This window comes from Microbacterium hibisci (assembly GCF_015278255.1).
Classification (GTDB): domain Bacteria; phylum Actinomycetota; class Actinomycetes; order Actinomycetales; family Microbacteriaceae; genus Microbacterium; species Microbacterium hibisci.
The window spans coordinates 859,278-881,024 of the sequence record NZ_JADIJC010000001.1 but is presented as its reverse complement, the minus strand read 5'-3'; the positions used below and the strand labels follow the sequence as shown (position 1 = coordinate 881,024).

The 21,747-nt window shown below is 72.2% G+C and carries 21 protein-coding genes and 1 tRNA gene; 10 read left to right on the top strand and 12 right to left on the bottom strand.

The window, feature by feature from the left end; all coding sequences use genetic code 11:
• From IM770_RS04210 to idi, 3 genes are all read right to left on the bottom strand, one after another.
• Positions 1-868 (bottom strand): squalene/phytoene synthase family protein (locus IM770_RS04210; protein ID WP_203579822.1); only part of this gene is annotated, 868 nt, incomplete at its 3' end.
• A complete protein-coding gene (locus tag IM770_RS04205; protein WP_203579821.1) occupies positions 865-1,920 on the bottom strand; it encodes a polyprenyl synthetase family protein in 1,056 nt (351 codons plus the stop codon). The genes IM770_RS04205 and IM770_RS04210, both read right to left, overlap by 4 nt.
• The gene (gene idi / locus IM770_RS04200) at positions 1,917-2,468 is read right to left on the bottom strand and encodes an isopentenyl-diphosphate Delta-isomerase (protein WP_203579820.1); all 552 of its coding nucleotides are present in this window, start codon (positions 2,466-2,468) and stop codon (positions 1,917-1,919) included. The genes IM770_RS04205 and idi overlap by 4 nt, the downstream gene beginning before the upstream one ends.
• A gap of 77 nt (positions 2,469-2,545) precedes the next feature.
• Between idi and IM770_RS04195 the strand changes: the two genes are divergently transcribed.
• The gene (locus IM770_RS04195; protein WP_203579819.1) at positions 2,546-3,022 is read left to right on the top strand and encodes a MarR family winged helix-turn-helix transcriptional regulator; all 477 of its coding nucleotides are present in this window, start codon (positions 2,546-2,548) and stop codon (positions 3,020-3,022) included.
• Between the two features lie 112 nt (positions 3,023-3,134).
• Here IM770_RS04195 and IM770_RS04190 read toward each other — a convergent pair.
• Positions 3,135-3,208: transfer RNA gene (locus tag IM770_RS04190), tRNA-Met, on the bottom strand.
• Between the two features lie 93 nt (positions 3,209-3,301).
• Between IM770_RS04190 and IM770_RS04185 the strand changes: the two genes are divergently transcribed.
• Together IM770_RS04185 and IM770_RS04180 are read left to right on the top strand one after the other, a co-directional pair.
• Positions 3,302-3,817, top strand: a complete 516-nt coding sequence (locus IM770_RS04185; protein ID WP_203579818.1) for a DUF6328 family protein — start codon at positions 3,302-3,304, stop codon at positions 3,815-3,817.
• Entirely contained in the window at positions 3,817-4,620 is an 804-nt protein-coding gene (locus IM770_RS04180) for a carbon-nitrogen hydrolase family protein (RefSeq protein WP_203579817.1), read from the top strand. The genes IM770_RS04185 and IM770_RS04180 overlap by 1 nt, the downstream gene beginning before the upstream one ends.
• A 33-nt stretch (positions 4,621-4,653) precedes the next feature.
• Here IM770_RS04180 and IM770_RS04175 read toward each other — a convergent pair whose 3' ends face one another.
• On the bottom strand, positions 4,654-5,853 hold the full coding sequence (locus IM770_RS04175; protein ID WP_203579816.1) for an aminotransferase class I/II-fold pyridoxal phosphate-dependent enzyme: 1,200 nt from the start codon (positions 5,851-5,853) through the stop codon (positions 4,654-4,656).
• Positions 5,854-5,967: 114 nt separating this feature from the next.
• Here IM770_RS04175 and IM770_RS04170 point away from each other — a divergent pair, with 114 nt between their 5' ends.
• From IM770_RS04170 to IM770_RS04160, 3 genes are read left to right on the top strand one after another with little or no spacing between them, the layout of a single operon-like run.
• Positions 5,968-7,644 (top strand): S1C family serine protease, encoded by a 1,677-nt coding sequence (locus IM770_RS04170; RefSeq protein WP_203579815.1) that lies wholly within the window; start codon positions 5,968-5,970, stop codon positions 7,642-7,644.
• Between the two features lie 47 nt (positions 7,645-7,691).
• A complete protein-coding gene (locus tag IM770_RS04165) occupies positions 7,692-8,969 on the top strand; it encodes a CDP-glycerol glycerophosphotransferase family protein (RefSeq protein ID WP_203579814.1) in 1,278 nt (425 codons plus the stop codon).
• Positions 8,966-10,420 carry a CDP-glycerol glycerophosphotransferase family protein gene (locus IM770_RS04160; protein WP_203579813.1) on the top strand — a complete coding sequence of 485 codons (1,455 nt, stop codon included), beginning with the start codon at positions 8,966-8,968 and terminating at the stop codon, positions 10,418-10,420. The genes IM770_RS04165 and IM770_RS04160 overlap by 4 nt, the downstream gene beginning before the upstream one ends.
• 43 nt (positions 10,421-10,463) lie before the next feature.
• On the opposite strand, the gene IM770_RS04155 is transcribed toward IM770_RS04160, so the two are convergent.
• Positions 10,464-11,501, bottom strand: a complete 1,038-nt coding sequence (locus IM770_RS04155; protein ID WP_307785369.1) for a glycosyltransferase family 2 protein — start codon at positions 11,499-11,501, stop codon at positions 10,464-10,466.
• A gap of 97 nt (positions 11,502-11,598) precedes the next feature.
• Here IM770_RS04155 and IM770_RS04150 point away from each other — a divergent pair, with 97 nt between their 5' ends.
• Positions 11,599-12,879: a CDP-glycerol glycerophosphotransferase family protein gene (locus IM770_RS04150; RefSeq protein WP_203579812.1), complete on the top strand. Its 1,281-nt coding sequence runs from the start codon at positions 11,599-11,601 to the stop codon at positions 12,877-12,879.
• Positions 12,880-12,905: 26 nt separating this feature from the next.
• On the opposite strand, the gene IM770_RS04145 is transcribed toward IM770_RS04150, so the two are convergent.
• The 5 genes from IM770_RS04145 to IM770_RS04125 form a co-directional block, all read right to left on the bottom strand.
• Positions 12,906-14,300: a maltokinase N-terminal cap-like domain-containing protein gene (locus tag IM770_RS04145; RefSeq protein ID WP_203579811.1), complete on the bottom strand. Its 1,395-nt coding sequence runs from the start codon at positions 14,298-14,300 to the stop codon at positions 12,906-12,908.
• Positions 14,301-14,469: 169 nt separating this feature from the next.
• A complete protein-coding gene (locus tag IM770_RS04140) occupies positions 14,470-14,709 on the bottom strand; it encodes a hypothetical protein (RefSeq protein WP_203579810.1) in 240 nt (79 codons plus the stop codon).
• Between the two features lie 34 nt (positions 14,710-14,743).
• Positions 14,744-15,046, bottom strand: coding sequence for a hypothetical protein (locus IM770_RS04135; protein WP_203579809.1), 303 nt, complete (start codon positions 15,044-15,046; stop codon positions 14,744-14,746).
• A gap of 114 nt (positions 15,047-15,160) precedes the next feature.
• Complete coding sequence (locus IM770_RS04130; protein WP_203579808.1) at positions 15,161-16,075, bottom strand: hypothetical protein; 915 nt, start codon at positions 16,073-16,075, stop codon at positions 15,161-15,163.
• Between the two features lie 70 nt (positions 16,076-16,145).
• Positions 16,146-16,838, bottom strand: coding sequence for a phosphocholine cytidylyltransferase family protein (locus tag IM770_RS04125; RefSeq protein ID WP_203579807.1), 693 nt, complete (start codon positions 16,836-16,838; stop codon positions 16,146-16,148).
• A gap of 195 nt (positions 16,839-17,033) precedes the next feature.
• Here IM770_RS04125 and IM770_RS18130 point away from each other — a divergent pair, with 195 nt between their 5' ends.
• The 3 genes from IM770_RS18130 to IM770_RS04110 are packed head-to-tail and all read left to right on the top strand — an operon-like array spanning position 17,034 to position 20,370.
• Positions 17,034-18,512: an ATP-binding cassette domain-containing protein gene (locus IM770_RS18130; RefSeq protein WP_307785368.1), complete on the top strand. Its 1,479-nt coding sequence runs from the start codon at positions 17,034-17,036 to the stop codon at positions 18,510-18,512.
• On the top strand, positions 18,488-20,053 hold the full coding sequence (locus IM770_RS04115; RefSeq protein WP_203579806.1) for a hypothetical protein: 1,566 nt from the start codon (positions 18,488-18,490) through the stop codon (positions 20,051-20,053). The genes IM770_RS18130 and IM770_RS04115 overlap by 25 nt, the downstream gene beginning before the upstream one ends.
• A 50-nt stretch (positions 20,054-20,103) precedes the next feature.
• Entirely contained in the window at positions 20,104-20,370 is a 267-nt protein-coding gene (locus IM770_RS04110) for a DUF3039 domain-containing protein (protein ID WP_203579805.1), read from the top strand.
• A gap of 33 nt (positions 20,371-20,403) precedes the next feature.
• Here IM770_RS04110 and IM770_RS04105 read toward each other — a convergent pair whose 3' ends face one another.
• Positions 20,404-21,738, bottom strand: coding sequence for a nicotinate phosphoribosyltransferase (locus tag IM770_RS04105; protein WP_203579804.1), 1,335 nt, complete (start codon positions 21,736-21,738; stop codon positions 20,404-20,406).
• Positions 21,739-21,747 lie beyond the last annotated feature (9 nt).

The window sequence follows — 21,747 nt, the reverse complement described above, 5'->3', positions numbered from 1 at the left end:
GAGCCCTCCGCTCGTTACCTACTCTTACCACCATTTCCCCCCCGCGCCCTCTTCCGTGCTGGCCGCGCACCCGCGCCTCGCCTCGGTCGGCCCGCAGCCGCGCCGCGAGCTCCGCGAAGAGGTCGTGCGCCGCGGTGACGGCGCGGCGGCAGTCGGGAGGCAGCGCCGGGATCGCCCGCGCCGCGGCGGCGAGGTCCGCGTCGATGCGGTCGAGCACGGCCGCGCGCTGGTCGCCGTGCTGCGACAGGCCGAGATAGTCGCGGCCGAGCACCTGCCCGTCGTGACTCAGGTCGCGCAGGAAGTTCACGTCCTGGAAGGCCGCTCCCAGCCGCCGGGCGCCCTCGACCAAGTCCGCCGCCGGAGCGACCGGCCGCGGCGCGCCCGCGTTCACGAACACCTGCAGGCACATCAGGCCCACGACCTCGGCGGAGCCGTACACGTAGGCATCGTGCGAGGCCGCATCGTGGCGGCTGGTGGACAGATCCGTGCGCATCGAGGCGAAAAAGGGCCGCACGAGGTCGTCGCCGATCCCGCACTCACGGGCGGTGCGGGCGAAGGCGTGCACCACCAGGTTCGCGCTGAAGCCGCGAGAGATCGCGCTCAGCACCTCGTGCTCGAGTTGGTCGAGCACGTCGCTCGTCGCCGCGGGCGAGAGCCCCGCCTCTTCGGCGGGACCGTCCACGACCTCGTCGGCCACCCGGACGAGGGCGTACACGTTGCGCACGTGGGGACGCGGGCGCGGGCCGAGCAGGCGGCAGGCGAGCCCGAACGACGTCGAGTAGTGCGCGATCACGGTGGCTGCGGCATCCGCTGCCGCCTCGTCGTACAGGCTCAGGCCGGTGGCCTCGCCCCGGCGTGTCGTCTTCACGGAATGCGTCCTTCGATGCGGTCGGCCAGGGTGCGCAGCAGCGCAGCCGCGCGGTCAGGGAGGGCGGGATCGTGGGAGGCGGCCCGCACGTCGGCGAGCGTCTCGGCGATCAGTGCGACCAGGCGATCCTTCGCGCCGCTGGACTCGAGCAGCTGCTGCGCCTCGCGAACGGCGACCGGGCCGGTGCGGGCCAGTGCGAGCGCCTCGTCGACGCGCGGGGCGCGCTCGGACTCGCGCGCGAGCGCCACGAGGGGCGTGCGCTTGTTCTCTCGGAGATCGGGCCCGCTGTCGCGGCCGGTCTGCTCGGTGGTGCCGAAGGCGCCGATGAGGTCGTCGACGAGCTGGAACGCGAGCCCCAGGCGGCCGCCCGCGTCGCCCAGCACCCGGAGGGCGTCGGTGTCGGCGCCGCCCAGCAGGGCACCCGCCTGCAGCGGTGCGCGGAACGAGTACACCGCCGTCTTGTTGAACGCGGTGTCGAGGGTCGCGCCGCGCGTCGGGAACCGCGAGGCCACGCTGTTCTCGACGTCCGCGAGCTCGCCGGCGGCCGACACCAGGACGGCGTCGTCGAACAGGGTCAGCAGGCGGTCGCGCGTGACGTCGTCCGTGTGGGCCAAGGCGACCAGGCGGAACGCCTCGTGGAGCAGGATGTCGCCGGCGAGGATCGCAGCGGCGTCGCCCACCAGGGCGGCGCCGTCCGCGTCGGCGCCGCCGTCGCGGGCGCGCATCCGGAACTCTCCGCCGATGTTCGGCACGCCGCGACGCATCGTGTCGTGGTCGATGACGTCGTCATGGACGACGAAGGCGGTGTGGAGCAACTCGAACGCGGCCGCCACCGAGAGGACGGCCGACGCGTTCGTGTCGTCGCGGCGGAACGCGTCGAACGATGCCGTCACCAGCGCGGGGCGGAACCGCTTGCCGCCGTGCGCCGCGCGGGTGATCGCGTCGCCGAGCGCGCCGAAACCGGGGCCGAGCTCGGACGAGCGCTCGCGGATCCTCGCCAGCGCACCGTCGATGGCGATGGCGAGGTCGGGATGATCGGCAGCCGGGATCATGATGCCATTCGGCGGCGCGACGCGGTCTCGAACAGGTGCAGCTGCTGCGCCTGCAGGACCAGCCACGGGCTGAACGCCCAGGGGGTGGCCTCGAGCGAGGTCGCGAGCGCCTCGGGCTCGACCCAGCGGGCGTCGACGACCTCGAGCGGATTCATCACCGGCTCGTCGTCGGTGTACGCCAGATAGACCGGGCAGACCTCGTGCTCGACGATGCCGTTCGCGTCCGTCGCACGGTAGCGGAACAGGGGGAGGGCCACGCGGACGTCCTGCAGCGTCAGACCGAGCTCGAAGTCGGCGTGGCGGCGCACGGCCGTCATGACCGGCTCGGCGGGGCGCGGGTGGCCGCAGAACGAGTTCGTCCACACGCCGGGCCACGTGCGCTTGGAGAGCGCGCGGCGGGTGATGAGCACCTGCCCTTCGCTGTTGAGGACGTGGCACGAGAAGGCCAGGTGGAGGGCGGTGTCGGGGCCGTGCACGCTCGACTTCGGCGCCGTGCCGATGGCGCGCCCGTCTTCGTCGAGCAATACCACGTGGTCGGTGTCGGTCATCCGATCGCTCCTTTCGATAGCTAGTTAAACTAGCGATATCCGTTGTGCGATGCTACAACGGGTCGGAGGTAACTTCCATGATGACCGAACGTTGGGTGCCGCAGACGGATCATGAGCACGCGGTGATGCGTGTGCTCACGTCCATCCGTGCCGTCAGCGACGCCATGGAGCGCATGCACAGCGGCATGAAGGGCGACATGGAGATGAACGCCACCGACGTGGCGGCACTGCGCATGCTCATCATCCGCGAGCGGCAGGAGCGGTCGGTCAGCCCCCGCGACATCGCGCGGCACCTGCGGATCTCGACGGCGTCGACCACCAAACTGCTCGACCGCCTGTCGGACTCCGGCCATGTCGAGCGGCGACCTCATCCCAGCGATCGCCGGGGTCTGGTCGTCGTGCTCACCGACTCGGCCCGGCAGACGTTCTTCCGAGTGTTCGGCAGCCACCTGCGCGCGATGCGCGAGGTGGCGAGCCGATACGACGAGGCGGAGCTGGACGTGATCGCGCGGTTCCTCGACGACCTCAGCGGGGCGATGGACCCGCCCGCGTAGGGCGAGAACCACACGGATGCCGCGCGCCACGGCGGCGCGGGATCGCGCCCGTTTCGACGGCGAGATGTAGAAGAGGGCGCCCCATCCGGGACGCCCTCTTCTGTGTTTTCTGTTGCGGGGACAGGATTTGAACCTGCGACCTCTGGGTTATGAGCCCAGCGAGCTACCGAGCTGCTCCACCCCGCGGCACAAGAAGTAAGCCTAGCACGGGTTTCGAGTGGTCGTGACACGCGGCCCGGGTCGCTTGCCGTGCCCGCACCGTGCGCGACAGGATGAGGCATGCCCGCCGAGCGTGACACCGACCCCGACGATGCCCGTGCGGACGGCCGCGACGAGACTCCCGAAGAGCGCGCCGATCGCAATTGGAACGAGGTGCTGCAAGAGCTGCGCGTGCTGCAGACCGGCACCCAGATCCTCACCGGCTTCCTGCTCGCGCTGGCGTTCCAGCCGGCGTTCGCCGACCTGTCTGATTCGCAGCGATCCGTCTACCTCGGGCTGGTCGTGCTCTCGGCCCTCAGCTCGATCATCGCGCTGGCGCCGGTCGCACTGCACCGCGTGCTGTTCCAGCAGCGGGCCAAGCCCGCCGTCGTCCGCTACGGCCACGTCGCCCTCATCACGGCGCTCCTGACGGTCTCCGTACTGCTCGTGGGAGTGGTCGCGTTCGTGTTCGACGTCGTGCTCGGCGGGTCGGCCTTCTGGTGGGCGCTGATCCTGCTGGCGCTGCTGATCCTCGTGCTCTGGCTGGTCGTGCCCGCGATCATCCGGATCCGCCTTCGCACGAACGGGGACCGCTGATGAGTGACACGCTCGCGGTCGGGGTCGCGCAGTTCGCGCCGACCGCCGACACCGTCGCGAATCTGGATTCCATCGCCCAGCTGACGGCGACGGCGGCCTCGCGCGGCGCCGAGGTGATCGTCTTCCCGGAGTACTCCAGCTACTTCGTCGACCCGTTCGACGACTCGCTGGCCGAGTTCGCGCAGAACCTGGACGGGCCGTTCGTCGAGGCGCTCACGCGAATCGCCGGGGAGCACGGCGTGGTCATCGTCGCGGGCCTCCTCGAGCGCGCGACAGACGAGCAACGGGTGCGCAACACTGCGGTTGCGGTCGACGCGACCGGACTGATCGCCCACTACCGCAAGCTGCACCTCTACGACGCCTTCGGTCAGCGCGAGTCCGACTGGGTGCAGCCCGGCGACCCGACCGAGCCGCAGATCTTCCCCGTCGGCGGGCTCCGGTTCGGACTCATGACGTGCTACGACCTGCGCTTCCCCGAGGTCGGCCGCCTGCTCGTCGACGCGGGCGCGGACGTGTTCGTCGTGCCGGCCGAATGGGTGCGCGGCCCCCTCAAGGAGCACCACTGGCGGACGCTGCTGCACGCGCGGGCGATCGAGAACACCGTGTTCGTCGCGGCGGCCGATCACCCGCCGCCGCTCGGCGTCGGCAACTCGCTGATCGTGGATGCGCAGGGCGTCGAACTCGCGGCCGTCGGCACCTCGACCGACGTCGCCGTCGCGCACCTGGACGTCGGCGCCATCGAGCGGGTGCGGCGCGTCAACCCGTCGCTCGCGCTCCGTCGCTTCCGCGTCGAACCGCGCTGACCACCGGGCTGCGCACCGGGGCCGGGGCCGAGCTCACCGCAGCCGGGCCAGGCGCGACGCGGCGTCTTCGAGCACGTCGACGCGCTTGCACGCGGCGAACCGCACGAGCGTGGCGTAATCGGCTCGTCGTTCGGCGGTCGCGAAGGCCGTGAGGGGGATGGCCACGATCCCCGCGCGCTCGGGCAGTGCGCGGCAGAAGGTCGCGGCATCCGTCGCTCCCAGCGGACCGGCGTCGGCGACCGTGAAGTATGAGCCTGCCGGCGTGGACACCGCGAACCCGGCGGTGCGCAGTCCCGTGCCCAGGAGGTCGCGCTTGGCGCGCAGGGTGTCGGCGATGCCGCGGAAGAAGTCGTCGCCGAGGCGGAGCCCCACGGCGATCGCCGGCTGGAACGCGCTGCCGTTGACGTAGGTGAGGAACTGCTTCACGGCGAGCACGGCGTCGACGAGAGCAGCGGGACCGGTGATCCAGCCGATCTTCCACCCGGTGGTCGAGAACGTCTTGCCGCCCGACGAGATCGTCAGCGTCCGCTCCGCGGCGCCGGGAAGCGTGGCGATCGGCACGTGGGGCTCGTCGAACGCCAGATGCTCGTAGACCTCGTCGGTCACGATGATCGCGTCGTGTCGCTGCGCCAGGCGCACGATCTCGTCCCGCACCGCGCCGGTGAAGACGGCGCCGGTCGGATTGTGCGGGTCGTTGACGAGGATCACGCGGGTGCGGTCGCTCACGGCGGCCCGGAGTTCGTCGAGATCGGGCTGGAAGCTCGGCCACCGCAACGGGACCGTCACAAGCCGGGCGCCGGCCAGTGCCGCGATGGCGGCGTACGAGTCGTAGTAGGGCTCGAAGACCACGACCTCGTCATCGGGGTCGTCGAGCAGTGCGAGCAGTGCGGCGGCGAGCGCCTCGGTGGCCCCGGCCGTCACGAGCACCTCGCGAGCGGGGTCGAGCGTGATGCCGTAGAACCGCTCCTGGTGCTCGGCGATCGCCGCGAGGAGATCGGGGATGCCGCGCCCCGGCGGATACTGGTTCACGCCGTTCGTGATGGCCGAGCGCGCGGCGTCGAGCACCGCGGCGGGGCCGTCCTCATCGGGAAAGCCTTGGCCGAGGTTTATCGCGCCGGTTCGCGCCGCGAGGGCGGACATCTCCGCGAAGATGGTGGGGTGGATCGACCCGTCGGAACCGACGAGTCCGGCACCCGCGGCCGTGCGGTGCCAAGCTCCGGGGATCTGTCGCATCGCTTCACCGTATCGGGAGGCTCATCCTCGTTGCATAGGCGAGTCCCATTCCCGACATAAGAAACGCACAGCATCGGTGGGCACAGTGGTGAGTGCTTGGCAGAAGGAGCAACCATGAGCGACATCCAGGGCGACCGCCCGGAAGACCAGACCCCCGCCGTCCCCTCGGAGTCGGCCGCCGATGCCGCCGCGCAGACGCCCGCTCAGCCCGAGACCCCGGCCCCCGCCGCGGCCGCGCCTGAGGCCGCCGCGCCCGCGCAGCCCGCCCCGACGCAGCCCGCCCCGCCCGCGCAGACCTCGGCTCCCGCCCCGGCGGCGCAGCCCGCGGCCCACCAGCAGCCCGCGGCCCACCAGGCGCCCTCGCAGCCCGCACCCCCCGTTCCGCCCGCCGGCTACGCGGCCGGCGCCCAGTACGCGCGACCCCAGGGCTACGCCGGCCAGCCGGCCCCCTACCCCCACTCGTACGCCGGTCAGGCTCCGGGCGCCACCGGCCCAGGGTCGGCCTTCGGTGTGAACCCCGCCGACACGCATCCCACGCTCCCTCTCGGGGGCGGCACCGCGACGGCCTCGACGAGCACCGCGACTCCGAAGAAGCCGACGGGCGCCGGCAAGGTGGTCGGCCTGATCGTCGCCGCCGCCATCGTCGGCGGTGCGGCCGGTCTCGGCGGCGCCTACGCCGGTGTGAGCTGGTTCACGCCGGTCGCGTCGTCGCCCGCCGCGGGTCCTGCCACGGTGACGGTGAACGACACCGACGAGGTGAACCAGACCACCGCGATCGCGGCCAAGGTCGTGCCCAGCGTGGTCACCATCGAGGCCGCGGGCACGGGCGGCGCCGGCACGGGCTCGGGCGTGATCCTGACCGAGGACGGCTACGTCGTCACCAACACGCACGTCGTCACCCTCGACGGCGCGACGGGCGACGCCACCGTTCGTGTCACGACCTCCGACGGCCGTGTGTACGACGCCGAGATCGTCGGAACCGACCCGACGTACGACCTGGCCGTCATCAAACTCCAGGACGCGGAGGGCCTCAGCCCGATCGACTTCGCGGACTCGAGTGAGCTCAACGTCGGCGACACGACCGTCGCGGTCGGCGCGCCCCTGGGCCTCGCCAACTCGGTCACCGAGGGCATCGTGAGCGCGCTCAACCGGTCCATCCAGATCGCCTCCTCGGCGGCGCCCGAGGGCGGCGACGAGGATCAGGAGCCGGAGGACGAGAACGGCCAGCAGGGTCCCTTCCGATTCGACTTCGGCCAGGGCGACCAGCAGACCACCGCGACCGACAGCATCTCGATCGCCGTCATCCAGACCGACGCGGCCATCAACCCCGGCAACTCCGGCGGGGCCCTGGTCGACTCGGAGGGCAAGCTCATCGGCATCAACGTCGCGATCGCGACCGCCGGCGGCTCGTCGTCCGACGGCTCCGGCTCGATCGGCGTGGGCTTCTCCATCCCCTCCACGATCGTGCAGCGCATCACCGACGAGCTGATCGAGAACGGCGAGGCGACCCACGGTCTGCTCGGCGCGAACGTGCAGCCGGCGGCATCCGTCGAGGGATCCACCATCACGGGCGCCTACATCGCGACGGCGGTCGAGGGCGGTGCCGCGGCCGCGGCCGGTCTGCAGGAGGGCGACGTCGTGACGGCGTTCAACGGCGTGCCGATCACCGACGCGACCGATCTCACCGCGCAGGTGCGCGCCGCGGCTGCGGGCAGCGAGGCCGAGGTCACGTACGTCCGCGACGGCAAGACGCAGACGGTGGAGGTCACGCTCGGCACGCTCGCGCCGTAGTCCACACCCCACAGGGACGCCGTCCCGCGAGCCGGTAGGCTCGCGGGATGGCGTCCTTCTCGTTCGGCGCGGGGAACGCGAAGAAGCTCGCGACGATCCCGCTGTATGCCGCAGGACGCATCTTCACGCTCCTCGTTCCGCGCACCCGCGACGAATGGGTGTTCGGCTGCGCCGTGGGGATCGGCGACGGCGCCCTCGCGCTCTGGGACGCCGCAGCGGCGGACGGTCGCCCGGCGGTGTGGCTGGTCGCGTCGAAGCGGGAGGAGACGGATGCCGCGGCCCGCGGCATCCGCACCGTGCCGAAGCACTCGCTCCGGGGACTGTGGCGCACCGCGCGCGCACGGGTGATCGTCGTGACGCACGGCTTCGGCGACGTGAACCGCTACGCCGTCTCGGGGGCGTTCGTCGTGCAGCTGTGGCACGGCATCCCGCTGAAGCGCATCGGGCTCGACTCGCCCGAGACCCTGCGCGTGCCGGGCGTCGTGGCGCGCACCGCCGTGGCCGCGCCGCTCCGGGCGCTCCTGGGTGCGATGTATCGCGGTGCCGCACGACGCATCCGGGTGCTCCCCGCCGCGTCGCACCTCGTGCGCGGCCGGCTGGAGTCGGCGTTCGCGCTGCCCGACGCGAGTGTGCCGGTGACCGGCGAGCCGCGGGTCGACGTGCTCTCGCGCGGCGAGCCCGACGACCGGCGCGTCGCCGCGCGCGCCGGCATCGGCCGAGCCGTGCCCCGGGCCGAGCCGTCGACGCGCTTCGTGCTCTACGCGCCCACCTGGCGCGACGGCGCCGCCGACCCGGCCGTGCCGACGGATGCCGAGTGGCGGCGCATCGTCGACGTGCTGAGCCGTCACGACGCGACCCTGCTGGTGCGCTCGCACCCGCTGGGCGCCGGCGACTACGCGCCGCCGTTCGCGACGGATCGCGTGCAGTCCCTGGGCAGCGATCTCGTCGCCGACGTCACCCCTCTGCTCCCTGGCCTGGACGCGCTGGTGACGGACTACTCGTCACTCGCCTTCGATGCGTCGCTCGTGCCTCTGCCGACCCTGTTCCTGGCGCCCGACGTCGACGACTACGCGCGCCGACGCGGCTTCTACGGCACGTATGCCGAGGTGGCCGGTGACGCGTGGGCGCAGGACTGGACGGCGGCGGCCGCGCAGCTGGACGCCCTGTTCGGCGACGACGACGAGCGGGCCCGCCGGGTGGAGCGGGCGAACGCTCTCAGCGCGCGGGTGCATGCGTTCCGCGACGGACGCAACGCCGAGAGGGTGTACCGTGCGATTCTGGCCGGCGCGGCCGAGGACGCCCGCCCGAGGGAAGGAACCGGATGACCGAGGCGCGCTTCACGACGGAAGGGGGCCCGGCACTCGTCGTGTCGGGCGAGGGGGAGCGGCCCGCGTCCGTCGAGATCGTGGGCTCCCGCGCGCGGGTGGCCGCCCGCGTGAGCGGGCGCGGCAAGACGTGGAAGGCGACGCTGCCGCTGCGGGCGGCGCGCTGGGGCGGTGCCGAGCTGCCGCTGCCGTCGGGCTCGTACCAGGTGCGGATCGCGGATGCCGAGGGCCGCGGCATCCGTCCCCCGCAAGACATCGCGCTCACTCAGCTCGGAACGCTGCGGGCCACCCTGGAAGGCTGGACGCTGCAGGTGGGTCCGCCGATCGACCCGGCCTACGACTCGGGCGAGGGCCAGGACGCCCTCGAGCGCAGGTACGCGACGCGGCCGGCCGCGGCGGGATTCGAGAACGCGGTGTTCTTCGAGAGCTTCTACGGACGCAACGCCAGCTGCAACCCGCTCGCGATCGATCGCGAGATCGCGCGTCGCGCCCCGGGCGTCACACGGTACTGGAGCGTGGTCGATCTGTCGGTGGCGGTGCCCGAGGGGGCGATCCCGGTGGTCGAGGGGAGTCCCGACTGGTGGCGCGCGCGCGGCTCTGCCCGCCTGCTGGTGGTCAACGACTGGCTGCGCCGGCGGTTCGCGCGGCGCACCGGCCAGGTGGTGCTGCAGACGTGGCACGGCACACCGCTCAAGCGCCTCGCGCTGCACCGCCCCGGCTTCGATCCGCGACGCATGGCGGCGGTGTTCCGCGAGTCGCGGCGGTGGAACGTCCTGCTCGCGCAGAACCCCTATGCGGCCCGTATCCTCGGCAAGGCCTACGCGTTCCTCACCCGCCCGGTGTGGGTGGAGGGATACCCCCGCAACGACGTGCTGACGACCGGCGACGACGCCGCCACGCGCGAGGCGCTCGGCATCCGGCCCGGCGAGCGCGTGATCCTCTACGCGCCGACGTGGCGCGACGACCGCGACCAGATCGTGGACTTCGTCGACCCTGCCGCCCTCGCCTCGGCGACGGACGCGGTGGTGCTGGTGCGCGGCCACTCCCGCACGCTGTTACCCGGGCGCGACGCCGAGGGGCCGCGGGTCATCGACGTGACCGGCTTCCCCGACACGTCGCAGCTGCTCCTCGTCGCCGACGCTCTGGTCACGGACTATTCGTCGGTGATGTTCGACTACTCGGTCACGGGGAAGCCCATGTACTTCCTCGTGCCCGACATGGAGCACTACCGGGGCGAGCTGCGCGGCTTCTACTTCGATCTCGCCGCGCACGCGCCGGGGCCCATGGTGCGCTCGCAGGAGGAGCTCGTGACCGCGCTCGCCGGGGCAGACCCGTCGCGGTACGCCGCCAGATATGCGCAGTGGCGGCAGAAGTTCAACGCCCGCGACGACGGCCACGCGGCGGAGCGGGTCGTGGCGCGGATCCTCGACCAGGGCTTCATCGAGGCCTGACCGGTCGCTGAGCCCCTGCCCGGTCGCTGAGCAGGTCGAAGCGTCAGGGCAGCGGCGTGTTGCGGCTCCCCAGTCGCGACGTGTCGACCGTGTCGTGGGCGCCGCCGATCACCCCGAGCAGGAACCCCCAGCCCCACGACAGGTGCATCGTGGGGAGCACGGCCGCGGTCCACAGCTTGTCGCGCCACCCGCGCCCGCCGCCGGGGCCGAGGGCGTACCCGCCGATGACGACGACGTACGCGAGCAGCGGAAGATAGACGACGGATGCCGCCACCGCCCACCAGCCGTGCAGCACGCCGGTGAGCTGGAGCACGCCGACGACGGCGGCGAGCAGGAACGTCACCACGAGAGCCGGGGGAGCGAAGAAGCGCAGCGAGTTGCCGCGGCCGAATCGGCGGACGAGCTCGCCCCGCCAGCGCCCGGTCGCGGCGAACTGACGCGCGAGCCGGGTCCAGCTCTCACGGGGCCAGTAGGTGACGGCGAGCGTCGGATCGAACCAGACCCGGTAGCCGGCGCGGCGGATGCGGAGGTTCAGCTCCCAGTCCTCGCCGCGGCGGATGCTCTCGTCGAAGCCGCCGACCTCGTCGAGGACCTCGCGTCGCATCACACCCAGGTAGGCGGACTCCGCCGCGCCCTCCTGCGTGCCGCCGTGGTACGCGCCTCCGCCGAGGCCGATCGGGGAGTTGTAGGCGCGCGCCACGGCGCGCTGGAACGGCGTGCGGCCGTCGGCGCGCATGACCCCGCCGACGTTGGCGGCGCGGACCCGGTCGAGCGTCGCGAGGGCGCGGCGCGCGTAGCTGGGATCGAGCTCGGAGTGCGCGTCGACGCGCACCACGGTGGGGTACCGGCCGGCCCGGATCGCCAGGTTGAGACCGATCGGAATGTCGGCGGCGGGGTTGTCGATCAGCACGATGCGGTCGTCATCGCCGGCGAGCTGCCGGGCGAGCTCGGTGGTGCCGTCGGTCGACGGACCGAGCGCGAGGATGATCTCGGTCGGGCCGGCGATATCCTGACCCAGCACCGTTTCGACCGCGCGGCGCAGGTAGTCGCGCTCGTTGAGCACGGGCATCACGAAGCTCACGCCGGCACCGGGGGGAGGGATCGGAGCGTCCCTGCGCCCGTGTTGCTCGACATGCACGCGTCGATCATGTCACGGGCACGCTGGGTAGGCTGGACGAGTGGGTCTGGTCTCGGATGGCAAGAAGGCGATCAATCTCGTCAGAAAGGCGGTGCGGAACCGCTCCGCCGTCATCGATGTCCGGCGCACCCTCGCAGCCCGGCCGAAGCACCCGCCGTTCCACTACCGCGTGGCCGTGTATTTCGCGGACGGCGCGGTCAACATGTACCAGATGCGGCAGTGGTACAAGCCGCTCGCCGGCCTCGCCAAGACCTGGCCCGTGGTCGTGCTGAGCCGCTCCGCCACCGGCGCCGAGGCACTCCTGGAAGACGGTGCGCTGCCCGTCGCGTTCGTCCCCACCGTGCGCGACCTCGAGCGATTCATCGCCAAGCAGGACATCCGCGTCGTGCTCTACGTGAACCAGAACACGCGCAACTTCCAGATGTTCCGCTACGGCCGCCGGTGGCACGTGTTCATCAATCACGGCGAGTCCGACAAGATGTACATGACCACCAACCAGTACAAGGCGTACGACTACGCGATGGTCGCGGGCGACGCGGCCCGCGAACGCCTGTCGCGCGTGCTGTGGGACTACGACATCGACCGGCGCACGATCGGGATCGGCCGCCCGCAGGCCGATCACTACTCCGGCACGCTGCCCTACACGCCCGACGATCGCACCGTGGTGCTGTACGCCCCGACGTGGGAAGGCGACCGACCGTCCGCCCACTACGGCTCGATCCTCAGCCACGGCGAAGCGCTCGTGTCGGCGCTCCTCGCGAGCGGGCGGCACCGGGTGGTCTATCGCCCGCATCCGCGCTCCGGTGTGGTGAACCCCGCGTACGGTGCGGCGAACAAGCGCATCATCGCGGCGCTGGCGGCGGCGAACGCCGCCGATCGATCCGCGCAGCACGTCTACGACGACGGGCCGGACCTCGGGTGGCAGCTGGCCGCCGCCGACGTGGCCGTCGTCGACATCTCGGCGATGGTCTACGACCGCCTGGCGGCCGACAAGCCCCTCTTCATCACGCGTCCGGTGGATCCGGCCGCTGCGATCGACACGCACGGCTATCTGTCGGCGTGCGAGTGGTTGGATGCCGCGGCCGCGCCCGACATCGTCGCGCAGACCGAGCGGCTGCTGAGCGATCCCGATGCCGTGGCGCGCCTCGAGCGGTGGGTGACGCACTACTTCGGCGACACGGCTCCCGGCGCTGCGACCGCGCGCTTCCACGCGGCCGTGCAGCGCCTCATGGACGACTGGGACCGCTGGTACGCGCACTCCGTCGATGAGGGCGAAGAGGACGAACCCGACGACGAGGCCGAGCTCGACGAAGAGGGCTGACCCGCCGGTCGGCCGGGCCGTGCGGATCAGGCGACGGGTGCGGGCCGCTCGACGAGCCGGGCGATGGCGCGCAGCGGGATCGCCACCCATGTCGGACGGTTGCGTGCCTCGTAGATCGCCTCGTACACCGCCTTGTCGAGCTCGAGGGCTGCGAGGAGCGGATGCCGGGGGTCCAGGCCGGTGCCGGAGACGGCCGCGTATCCCTCGACGAACGCGCCACGTGCGTCGCGCGCCCACGCACGGACGGCGTCGGCGCGATCCGGGTCGCCCAGGCGCAGGGAGCCGGCCACGTAGTCGAACGACCGGAGCATGCCGGCGACGTCGCGCAGGGCGAAGTCGGGCTGGGTCCGCTCGGCCATCGGGCGCAGCGGCTCGCCCTCGAAATCCACCACGATCCAGCCCCGGTCGGGCGAGCGCAGCACCTGGCCGAGGTGGTAGTCACCGTGGATCCGCTGCAGGGGCGGCCACGGCACCTCGAGCGCTCTGCGGTAGACCGCGGCGGCCGCGTCGTGCTGCCCGGCGATCGCGGGGACCTCGGCGCTGGCGATGGCGAAGCGCCGCTCCCACGTCGCGGCGGTCGCGTCGCGGTCGGCCGCGGTGGCGCTGCGCGTCGGGAAGCACTGGGCGAGCGACAGATGCACGTCCGCGGTGGCGGCGCCGAGCGCCCGCGCGGGCTCGCGGAAGTCCTCGCCCGCGGCCGCGGCGCGGAGCGCGACACGCCAGGCGTCCTCCACGTCCGGCAGGAACTCCTGCGCGGAGGCGAGCGAACCCGTGACGGTGCCGTGCGCGGTCGTGATGTCGGGCCACGTGCCCTCGATCGCGCCGATCGGCCGCGGCACGTGCGGCGAGCCGGCCGCGGCCAGCGCCCCCTGCAGCTCGATGTCGGGGTTCAATCCTGCGTGCAGCTGGCGGTACACCTTGCAGATGACGGGTGTGCCGATGCCCTCGAAGATCAGGGAGGTGTTGGACTGTTCGCCGCTCACCACGCGCGCGACCGCATGGTCCGCGCCGCTCGGAGCGGAAGTGGGGACGCCGGCGGCGGGTCGCCCGACAGCGGTGGCCTGCGGTCCGTGGGCCGTGCCGCCGCGGGTGATCAGCTCGAGGAGGCCGGTCGCATACGCGGGGTCGAAGGGCCCGTCGATGAACGTGGTCCCCGGCACCGGGCTGCCGATGACGTGGTCGGGGTCTGCCGTCACCGTCTCGGTCGCACGCTCGACGACGGGGATCTGGTACAGCACTGCCGGAAGCGCACCTTCGTCCGCCACGAGGAAGGTGCGCACCCGCACGTGGTCTCCAGTGCCGTCGACGGCGACTTCGAAGTCCCACCACGCGAGCAGGCGCAGGCTCGGCGGACGCCCTTTGGCGGCGTACCACCGCTGCCGGGGCATCCATGCCGCCAGGCACGCCAACGTGCTGTCCATACCGTCGAGGGTATGCCCGGCGTCGCGCGGATGTCGAGATCGTGTGCAAGCGCTTGCAGCGGCCATCACGCTCCACCCACCGATCGTCCGATGCCCGAGACCGCAATCCTCGCGCGCAGCCGCACCTCGGACCCCGTCCGCGCCGCGTCGGCGGGGCCGTGCTCCCGCGCTACTCGCCCTCGCCGGACTCCTGCGACTCCGCGATCTCCACCGCGGGAGAGACCGGGATCACGATGCTCTCGACCGCTCCGCCGCCCAGCCGCGCGTCGGCGAACCCGATCCCCATCCCGTCGAGACCGACGCCGCCGGCATCCGTCAATCGCTCCGCCGCCGTCTCGGCGCGCGCGGGTTCCGACGGCAGACCCGCCCACTCGATCGGCTCCTCCGGAAGCTTGCTGAACATGCCCATACCGCCATTGTCACCCCGTGGACGGCTGCCCGCGTCACATCACGAACCGCCAGAGGTACTCGGCGCCGTCGTCCGGGCGGAACCACGCGAGGGTCACGACGGTGTCGTCGGGCTCCGCCTCGCACAGGCACAGCTCGGCGGTGTCTCCCGGCGGCATCTGGCCCCAGTGCTCCGTCGTCGACATCGACCCGTGCTCGACGAACACGCGCACGAAGTCCAGCGCGACGGCTCCCGCGTTGGTGACGAGCGGATGCCGGTCGTAGAGGCAGTCGACCCGCCATGGCACGCGATAGGCGAGCGGCGGACGGGGGTCGTCGGGATCGAGTGCGCGCAGCATGCCGGCCACCGTAGGATCGGCGTCCGACGCGCGTCGTCCTTCCGAGGCGGCACTCGGCGACCTCTGTGCACAACAGCCGAATTGTCGCCGAGAGGGGCGGCGGGGGGAGGAGGCTCAGTCGGAGGTCGGCGCCTCGAGCTGCGGGTCGGGCTTCTTCCTGCGCACTGCCTTGCCGACCGCGCTCGTGCCGCGGGCGACGCCGCCGACGACGAGCTCTCCGGCGCGGCGGATGCCCCGCCCCGCGACGCGTTCGATGCGGTCCGATCCGGGGCGCGGCTCGAGCTCCTCCGGGAGGACGACCGGCGGCACACCGAAGGCGCGCCGCGAGCCCACGAGCACCCGCCGGCCCAGGATGTTGTTGCCGGCCCCGCCGATCGCCGCGCCGATGCCGAAGGGCAGCGCCTTTCCGATCCACGACGCCCCGCCGCGGGCGGCGAACTGGCGGATGAAGGTCGACTTCAGCCGATCCACCAGCGGGCCGACAGCAGCGCGCGGCAGCGATTTCGTGACGAGTTCGCCCCAGTACGACGATCGCGACGGTCCCCGGCCCGCCGCCTGCCCCGCGAGCTGCGCCACGAGGTCGACGCCCTCCTTGCCCAGCATGAGGGTCAGCACCAGCGCACGGGCGCGGTCGGGATCCGAGACCGGGATGCCGTGCACCTCGGTCACCGACTGGGCGAAGAGCGTCGTCGCTTCGAGGAAGGCGACGGTCTCCACGCCGCTCAGCGCGAGCGTGACACCGGTGCCGATCCCCGGCACCACGGCAGTCGCGCCCACCGCAGCACCGCCCGTGGTCACGGCCGCGAGATACCGCCGCTCCAGGATGCGGACGATGTCGGCGGGGGAGGCACCCGGATGCCGCAGCCTGATGCTGCGCAGATGCGCGAGCACGACGGGCCGCTGGATCGCGAGCACGCGATCGAGCGCCCGGATCGTGAACGGGTGCTCCTCGGAGCCGGCGGGCGGAAGCCCGCTCTGCCACGGGGCGTCGCCGGGGAGCGAATGGATGCGGTGCACCTTGTCGGCCATCGGGCCGATCCTATGTGCCGCGAACGCGACAGCGGCCGGGGTTGACACCCGGCCGCTGTTCGCGAAGAGATCAGACGAAGAGGTTCGCGCGCTCGAGGTCTTCGGCGAAGTCGACCTCGACGGCGTACAGGTCCGAGATGTCGAGGGGCTCGAGCAGCACCGCGTCCTCGGCGATCGCGAGCTCGAGTCCGCGCTCGAAGTAGTCCTGGTCGTCGACGCGCGCCAGGTGGCGCATGAACGCCTTCTTGTCGCGGCTCGAGATGTAGTTGATGCCGACGGCCTCGCCGATGCCGCCCTTGACGGTCTTCGACAGCTCCTTGATGTAGCCCTCGGTCGTCACGGTGTACTTGACCTCTTCGTCGCTCACCTTGGAGGTGTTGACGGTGACGAACGACTGGTCGCGCTCGATGAGCGCGATCGCGCGGCCGAGCACACGGGGGTCGAACACGACGTCGCCGTTCATCCACAGCACGCCGCCCTTGCCCGTCGTGGCGAGGGCGCGAAGGAGGCTCTTGGAGGTGTTGGTCTGGTCGTAGCGGTCGTTGTAGACGTAGTCGACGGCGGGGAACGCCTCGACGATGGTCTCGGCGCGGTAGCCCACGACCGTGGTGATCTTGGCGTCGCGGCCGAAGGCGGCACGGATGTTGTCGTGCTGCTGCTGCATGATGCTGCGGCCGTCGCTCAGTTCGGTGAGCGGCTTGGGAAGGCTGCGTCCGAGACGCGAGCCCATCCCGGCGGCGAGGATGACGGTCTGAAGGGTCAAAGTCTTCTCCTGAAGTGCGTGATTCACTGCCGGTTCACCGGCGCGACACCCCTTCGTGCCTCGACCATGGTAGCGATGAGGGCTGAGAAGGTGCAGAATGATGGGCCCCCGTTGCCGATTCGTGACATTACGCGAATGCCGCGACGCGGCGACACGAACTGCCCCGCCATCAGGCCCAGTTGATACGTTGGATCGGTGACAGCCTCCCTCCCGGTGCCGAATGACATCGATCCGGAAGAGCCGGACCGTCACTCCAGTGCGCGTGTCGTGCGACTCGCAGACACGGTTTCGCCGGCTCCCGACAAGCCTCGCCGCCCGCCCCGCAAACGGTCGGAGAGCGGCAAGAACCCTCCGCGCAAGAAGCGCCCCGCCGCGACGGCCGGTCAGAAACGCGCCGAAGCGGGTGCGAGCGCCGCCGACGCGGTGATCGACGCTCCGGCGACGACCGAGGTGCGCGCGGACCGTCCACCGTCGCAGGCCGACGGTGCCGCCGGGCCGCCGCCGGCCGAGCCTTCGGGCTCTGCGAGCGCGGCGACGCAGGAGCCCTCCGCGACCCCGGCGGCGCCCGCGCCTCCGAGCGACCTGCAGCGGGCGGCCAGCGCCGCCGCCGACATCGTGGTGCCGCCCCGTCCGCCGCTGCCGCCGGTCACCCCGCCGGCGTCGCCCCAGGCCGCGGAAGCGCCCGGACACAAGACCCTTGCCGAAAACGCCCCCGTGGTCGATGCTGAGCCCGTGGTCGAGCCCGCGCCCGTGGTAGAACCCGCGCCCGTGGACGAGCCCGCGGCAGCGTCGACCGACGCCGAGCCCGCGACCGTCGCCGCGCCCGCCACCGGGTCCGAGGACGCCGCCGCCGTCGACGAGGTGGAAGACGAGGCATCCGTCGCCCTCGCTCCCGCGCCCGTACCGGCGGCCGCCGGCGACGCGCTCGTGCTGCGGGGCGTGACCAAGCGGTTCGGCAGCACGCACGCCGTCGACGGCATCGACCTCACCATCCCCGCGGGCACCTTCTACGGCCTCGTGGGTCCCAACGGCGCCGGCAAGACGACGACCCTCTCGATGATCGCGGGACTGCTCGAGCCGGACCGCGGCACGATCCACGTGGGGGGAGTGGATGCCGCGGCCCAGCCGCTCGCGGCCAAGAAGCTGATGGGCGTCCTGCCCGACCGGTTGCGCACCTTCGATCGGCTCAGCGGCCGCCAGCTGCTCTACTACTACGGCGTGCTGCGCGGACTGCCGCCGGCCGTCGTCGAGAGCCGCACCGTCGACCTCGCACGGGCCTTCGACCTCGAGGATGCGTTGGGCCGGAGCGTCTCGGACTACTCCGCCGGCATGCTGAAGAAGGTCATGCTGGCGGGCGCGCTCATCCACTCGCCGCGCCTGCTGGTGCTCGACGAGCCGTTCGAGGCCGTCGACCCGGTCTCGAGCTCGATCATCCTCGACATCCTGTCCACGTATGTCGCGCACGGCGGCACGGTGATCCTCTCGAGCCACGGCATGGAGCTCGTCGAGCGCGTCTGCACGCGCGTCGCGGTCATCGTCGCCGGCCAGGTGCTCGCCGAGGGCACGGTGGACGAGGTGCGCGGCGAGCTGACGCTCGAGCAGCGCTTCGTCGAGCTGGCCGGGGGCCTCAGCGACGTGGAGGGCCTCGAGTGGCTGCACACGTTCTCCGACTGAGGATCGCCCTCCTGCTGGGCACCTTTCGCGGTGACGCCCGGCACGTCGCGCGCGTGGTGGCCGTGCTCCTGCTCGTCGCGGCGGGAACGGCCGCCGCTTGCTGGGCGCTCCTGACGCTGCGCGACGCGCGGGCCGACGAGGTGCTCGCGGTCACCGTGCTGGGCGGCTCGGCCGTCACGCTCGGCTTCGCACTCGCACCCCTGTTCGGCGCGGTGGAGGATCCGCTCGACCCGCGGCGGTTCGCGCTGTTCGGCCTCTCACGGGGGCGCCTGGCGGTCGTGCTGGCGATCGCGGGGCTCCTCAGCGTGCCGATCTTCGTGCTCCTCGCGATCGCGGTCTGCTCATCCATCGTGTGGGCCGAGCACGGCGTTCCGGTCGCTGTGGGCACAGTGAGCGTGGTGCTGGGGGTCCTCACGTGCGCGCTGCTCGCGCGCGTCTGCATGGCGCTCGCGTCGCTGTTCCTGCGCGAGCGGCGCTCTCGGGAGCTCTCCGGCGTGTTCGTCCTCGTGGTGCTGGTCGTCGTGGTCCCGGTGGGCGTGTTCCTCGCCTCGCTGGAATGGGAGGGAAGCGTCCCCCCGCAGCTTCTCGAGGCGGTCGACTGGCTCGCCGTCACCCCGCTCGGCGCGGCCTGGGCGATTCCGGGCCTGGTCGCGTCGGGCGGCGACGTCTGGCTCTCGGTCGGCGTGGCGGTGGCGACGATCGTCGTGCTGAGCCTGCTGTGGGCGTGGGCGGTCACGCGCCTGCTCACGACCACCGAACGTCCCGGCACCGGGCGCGAGCGCGGCGGCCTGGGCTGGTTCGGCGTCGCACCGGGCACGCCGGGCGGCGCGATCGCGGCCCGCAGCCTCGTCTACTGGTTCGGCGATCGGCGGTATGTCGTCAACGGGCTCGTCATCCCCGTCGCGGCGGTGATCACCGCGGTCCCGCTGCTGATCGCCGGCGTGCCACCCGAGCTCGTGGCGCTCGTGCCGGTGCCGTTCGCGGCGCTGTTCCTCGGCTGGCTGCCCCACGACGACCTCGCCTACGACTCCACTGCCGTCTGGATGCACATCGCCAGCGGCGTGCGCGGCGTCTCCGACCGCGTCGGGCGCCTTGTTCCCGTGCTCCTGGTCGGCGTGCCGCTCCTCGCCGTCGCCATCCCGGTGGCGACCGTGCTCCACGGACGCTGGGCGATGCTGCCCGCTCTCACGGGCGTGTGCGCCGCCCTGTTCCTCTCCGGCCTCGGCCTCTCGAGCATCTCGTCGGTGGTGGCGCCGTACGCCGTCTCGCGCCCCGGCGAGAGCCCGTTCCAGCAGCCTCAGCGCACCAGCTCGACGGGTGCTGTCGCACAGGGGCTGGTCATGCTCGGCGCGCTCGTGGTGTCTGCTCCGGTGCTGTGGTGCGGCCTGCTGGCGCTGCGCGGAGACACGGCTGCCGCCACCACCGCGCTCTGGGGCGGCCTGGCCATCGGACTCGGCGTGCTCGTCGTCGGCATCGCGATCGGATCGATCGTCTTCGAGCGGCGCGGCGGTCGCCTCATGGAGTTCGCCGAATCCACCTGAGCGACGGCGACCGGCCCGGCGGCGGTCCGCCCCCGCTACACTGGCAGACCATGAGCACCCCGCTGGACAGCCCCGACCAGGGCGGCATCGCGACCCTCGATCGCGAGCTCGAAGAGCTCCTCAAAGAAGAGAACATCGAGCCGGGTGACCACGAGCGCTTCTCGCATTACGTCAAGAAGGACAAGATCCTCGAGTCCGCCTTGACCGGCAAGCCGGTGCGCGCACTGTGCGGCAAGAAGTGGACGCCCGGCCGCGATCCCGAGAAGTTCCCGGTCTGCCCGACCTGCAAAGAGATCTACGAGTCGCTTCAGGCCTGACCCGCCTCGACGGGCTGACCGCCCGGAGGCGGCTCAGCGATTCGGCGCGACGTCGGTGTACACCGTCGGGATCGCCGGGTCCGACCGGCTGAGGGCGAGACCGCGCACCGGCAGCTCCTCGCGCACGCGGGAATGATGGGCCCGCGCGGCCTGGACCCCCGACGCGCCCTCGTACGCGGCATCCGGTTCTCCGTCGACCACGAGCGGAACCTGCAGCGGCCGCGCATCCGGATGCGCGGCGCCGGTCTCCAGCTCTTCGAAGCCGTCCGACACCACGATGAGCTCGCTCGTCGCCGTTCCCGCGTCGAGGGTGCGGAAGGCCGCCTTGCGTCCGCCCTTCGACCCCTTGTCGGTCGACGCCTTCGCGACCGCGACCCAGCCGCCGTCGGAATCCTGACGTGCGACGAGCTTGTAGACCATGCCGGCGGTGGGGGTGCCCGATCCCGTCACGACGGACGTGCCGACGCCGTAGGCGTCGACCGGCGATGCCGCCAGAGCTGCGATGGCGTATTCGTCGAGGTCGCTCGTGACCGTGATCCGGGTGCCGGTCGCACCGAGCTCGTCGAGCTGGATGCGCACCTCGGCGGCGACGGTCGGCAGGTCGCCCGAGTCGAGCCGCACGCCGCCCAGGCCGGTGCCCGCCACGCGGATCGCCGTCTCGACTCCCGTGCGGATGTCGTAGGTGTCCACGAGGAGGGTGGTGTCGACGCCCAGCGCCTCGATCTGCGCGCGGAAGGCGTCCTCTTCGGTGTCGTGCAGGAGGGTCCACGCGTGCGCGGCCGTGCCCATGGTGGGGATGCCCCAGCACCGACCGGCCTCGAGGTTCGAGGTCGCCCCGAACCCGGCGATGTAGGCGGCGCGGGCCGCCGCCACGGCGGACGCCTCGGCAGCCCGCCGCGAGCCCATCTCGGCCAGGGGGCGGTCGCCGGCCGCGATGCTCATGCGCGCCGCGGCGGTCGCGACGGCGGAGTCGTGATTCAGCACGCTGAGCGCGAGCGTCTCGAGGACGACGGCCTCCGCGAACGTCCCCTCGATCGTGAGGATGGGGGATCCGGGGAAGTACAGCTCGCCCTCGCGGTACCCGGTGACCGAGCCGGTGAACCGGTAGCCCTCGAGGAAGTCGAGGGTCGCGGCATCCACCACCATCTCGTCACGCAGGTAGCGCAGCTCGTCGTCGCCGAAGCGGAAGTCGCGGATCAGCGACAGCAGGCGGCCGGTGCCGCCCACCACACCGAAGCGCCGCGCGCCGGGCAGGCGCCGCCCGAACAGCTCGAAGACGCATCGGCGGTGGGCGGTGCCGTCGCGCAGCGCGGCGTCGACCATCGTGAGCTCGTAGCGATCCGTCAGCAGCGCGGTCGATCCACCCATGCGGGCCAG

Bases quoted from the DNA above. Each gene is read 5' to 3' on its own strand.
- IM770_RS04205 (WP_203579821.1), bottom strand. From the start codon at position 1,920: ATGATCCCGGCTGCCGATCATCCCGACCTCGCCATCGCCATCGACGGT.
- idi (WP_203579820.1), bottom strand. From the start codon at position 2,468: ATGACCGACACCGACCACGTGGTATTGCTCGACGAAGACGGGCGCGCC.
- IM770_RS04195 (WP_203579819.1), top strand. From the start codon at position 2,546: ATGATGACCGAACGTTGGGTGCCGCAGACGGATCATGAGCACGCGGTG.
- IM770_RS04185 (WP_203579818.1), top strand. From the start codon at position 3,302: ATGCCCGCCGAGCGTGACACCGACCCCGACGATGCCCGTGCGGACGGC.
- IM770_RS04180 (WP_203579817.1), top strand. From the start codon at position 3,817: ATGAGTGACACGCTCGCGGTCGGGGTCGCGCAGTTCGCGCCGACCGCC.
- IM770_RS04175 (WP_203579816.1), bottom strand. From the start codon at position 5,853: ATGCGACAGATCCCCGGAGCTTGGCACCGCACGGCCGCGGGTGCCGGA.
- IM770_RS04170 (WP_203579815.1), top strand. From the start codon at position 5,968: ATGAGCGACATCCAGGGCGACCGCCCGGAAGACCAGACCCCCGCCGTC.
- IM770_RS04165 (WP_203579814.1), top strand. From the start codon at position 7,692: ATGGCGTCCTTCTCGTTCGGCGCGGGGAACGCGAAGAAGCTCGCGACG.
- IM770_RS04160 (WP_203579813.1), top strand. From the start codon at position 8,966: ATGACCGAGGCGCGCTTCACGACGGAAGGGGGCCCGGCACTCGTCGTG.
- IM770_RS04145 (WP_203579811.1), bottom strand. From the start codon at position 14,300: ATGGACAGCACGTTGGCGTGCCTGGCGGCATGGATGCCCCGGCAGCGG.
- IM770_RS04140 (WP_203579810.1), bottom strand. From the start codon at position 14,709: ATGGGCATGTTCAGCAAGCTTCCGGAGGAGCCGATCGAGTGGGCGGGT.
- IM770_RS04135 (WP_203579809.1), bottom strand. From the start codon at position 15,046: ATGCTGCGCGCACTCGATCCCGACGACCCCCGTCCGCCGCTCGCCTAT.
- IM770_RS04130 (WP_203579808.1), bottom strand. From the start codon at position 16,075: ATGGCCGACAAGGTGCACCGCATCCATTCGCTCCCCGGCGACGCCCCG.
- IM770_RS04110 (WP_203579805.1), top strand. From the start codon at position 20,104: ATGAGCACCCCGCTGGACAGCCCCGACCAGGGCGGCATCGCGACCCTC.
- IM770_RS04105 (WP_203579804.1), bottom strand. From the start codon at position 21,738: ATGGGTGGATCGACCGCGCTGCTGACGGATCGCTACGAGCTCACGATG.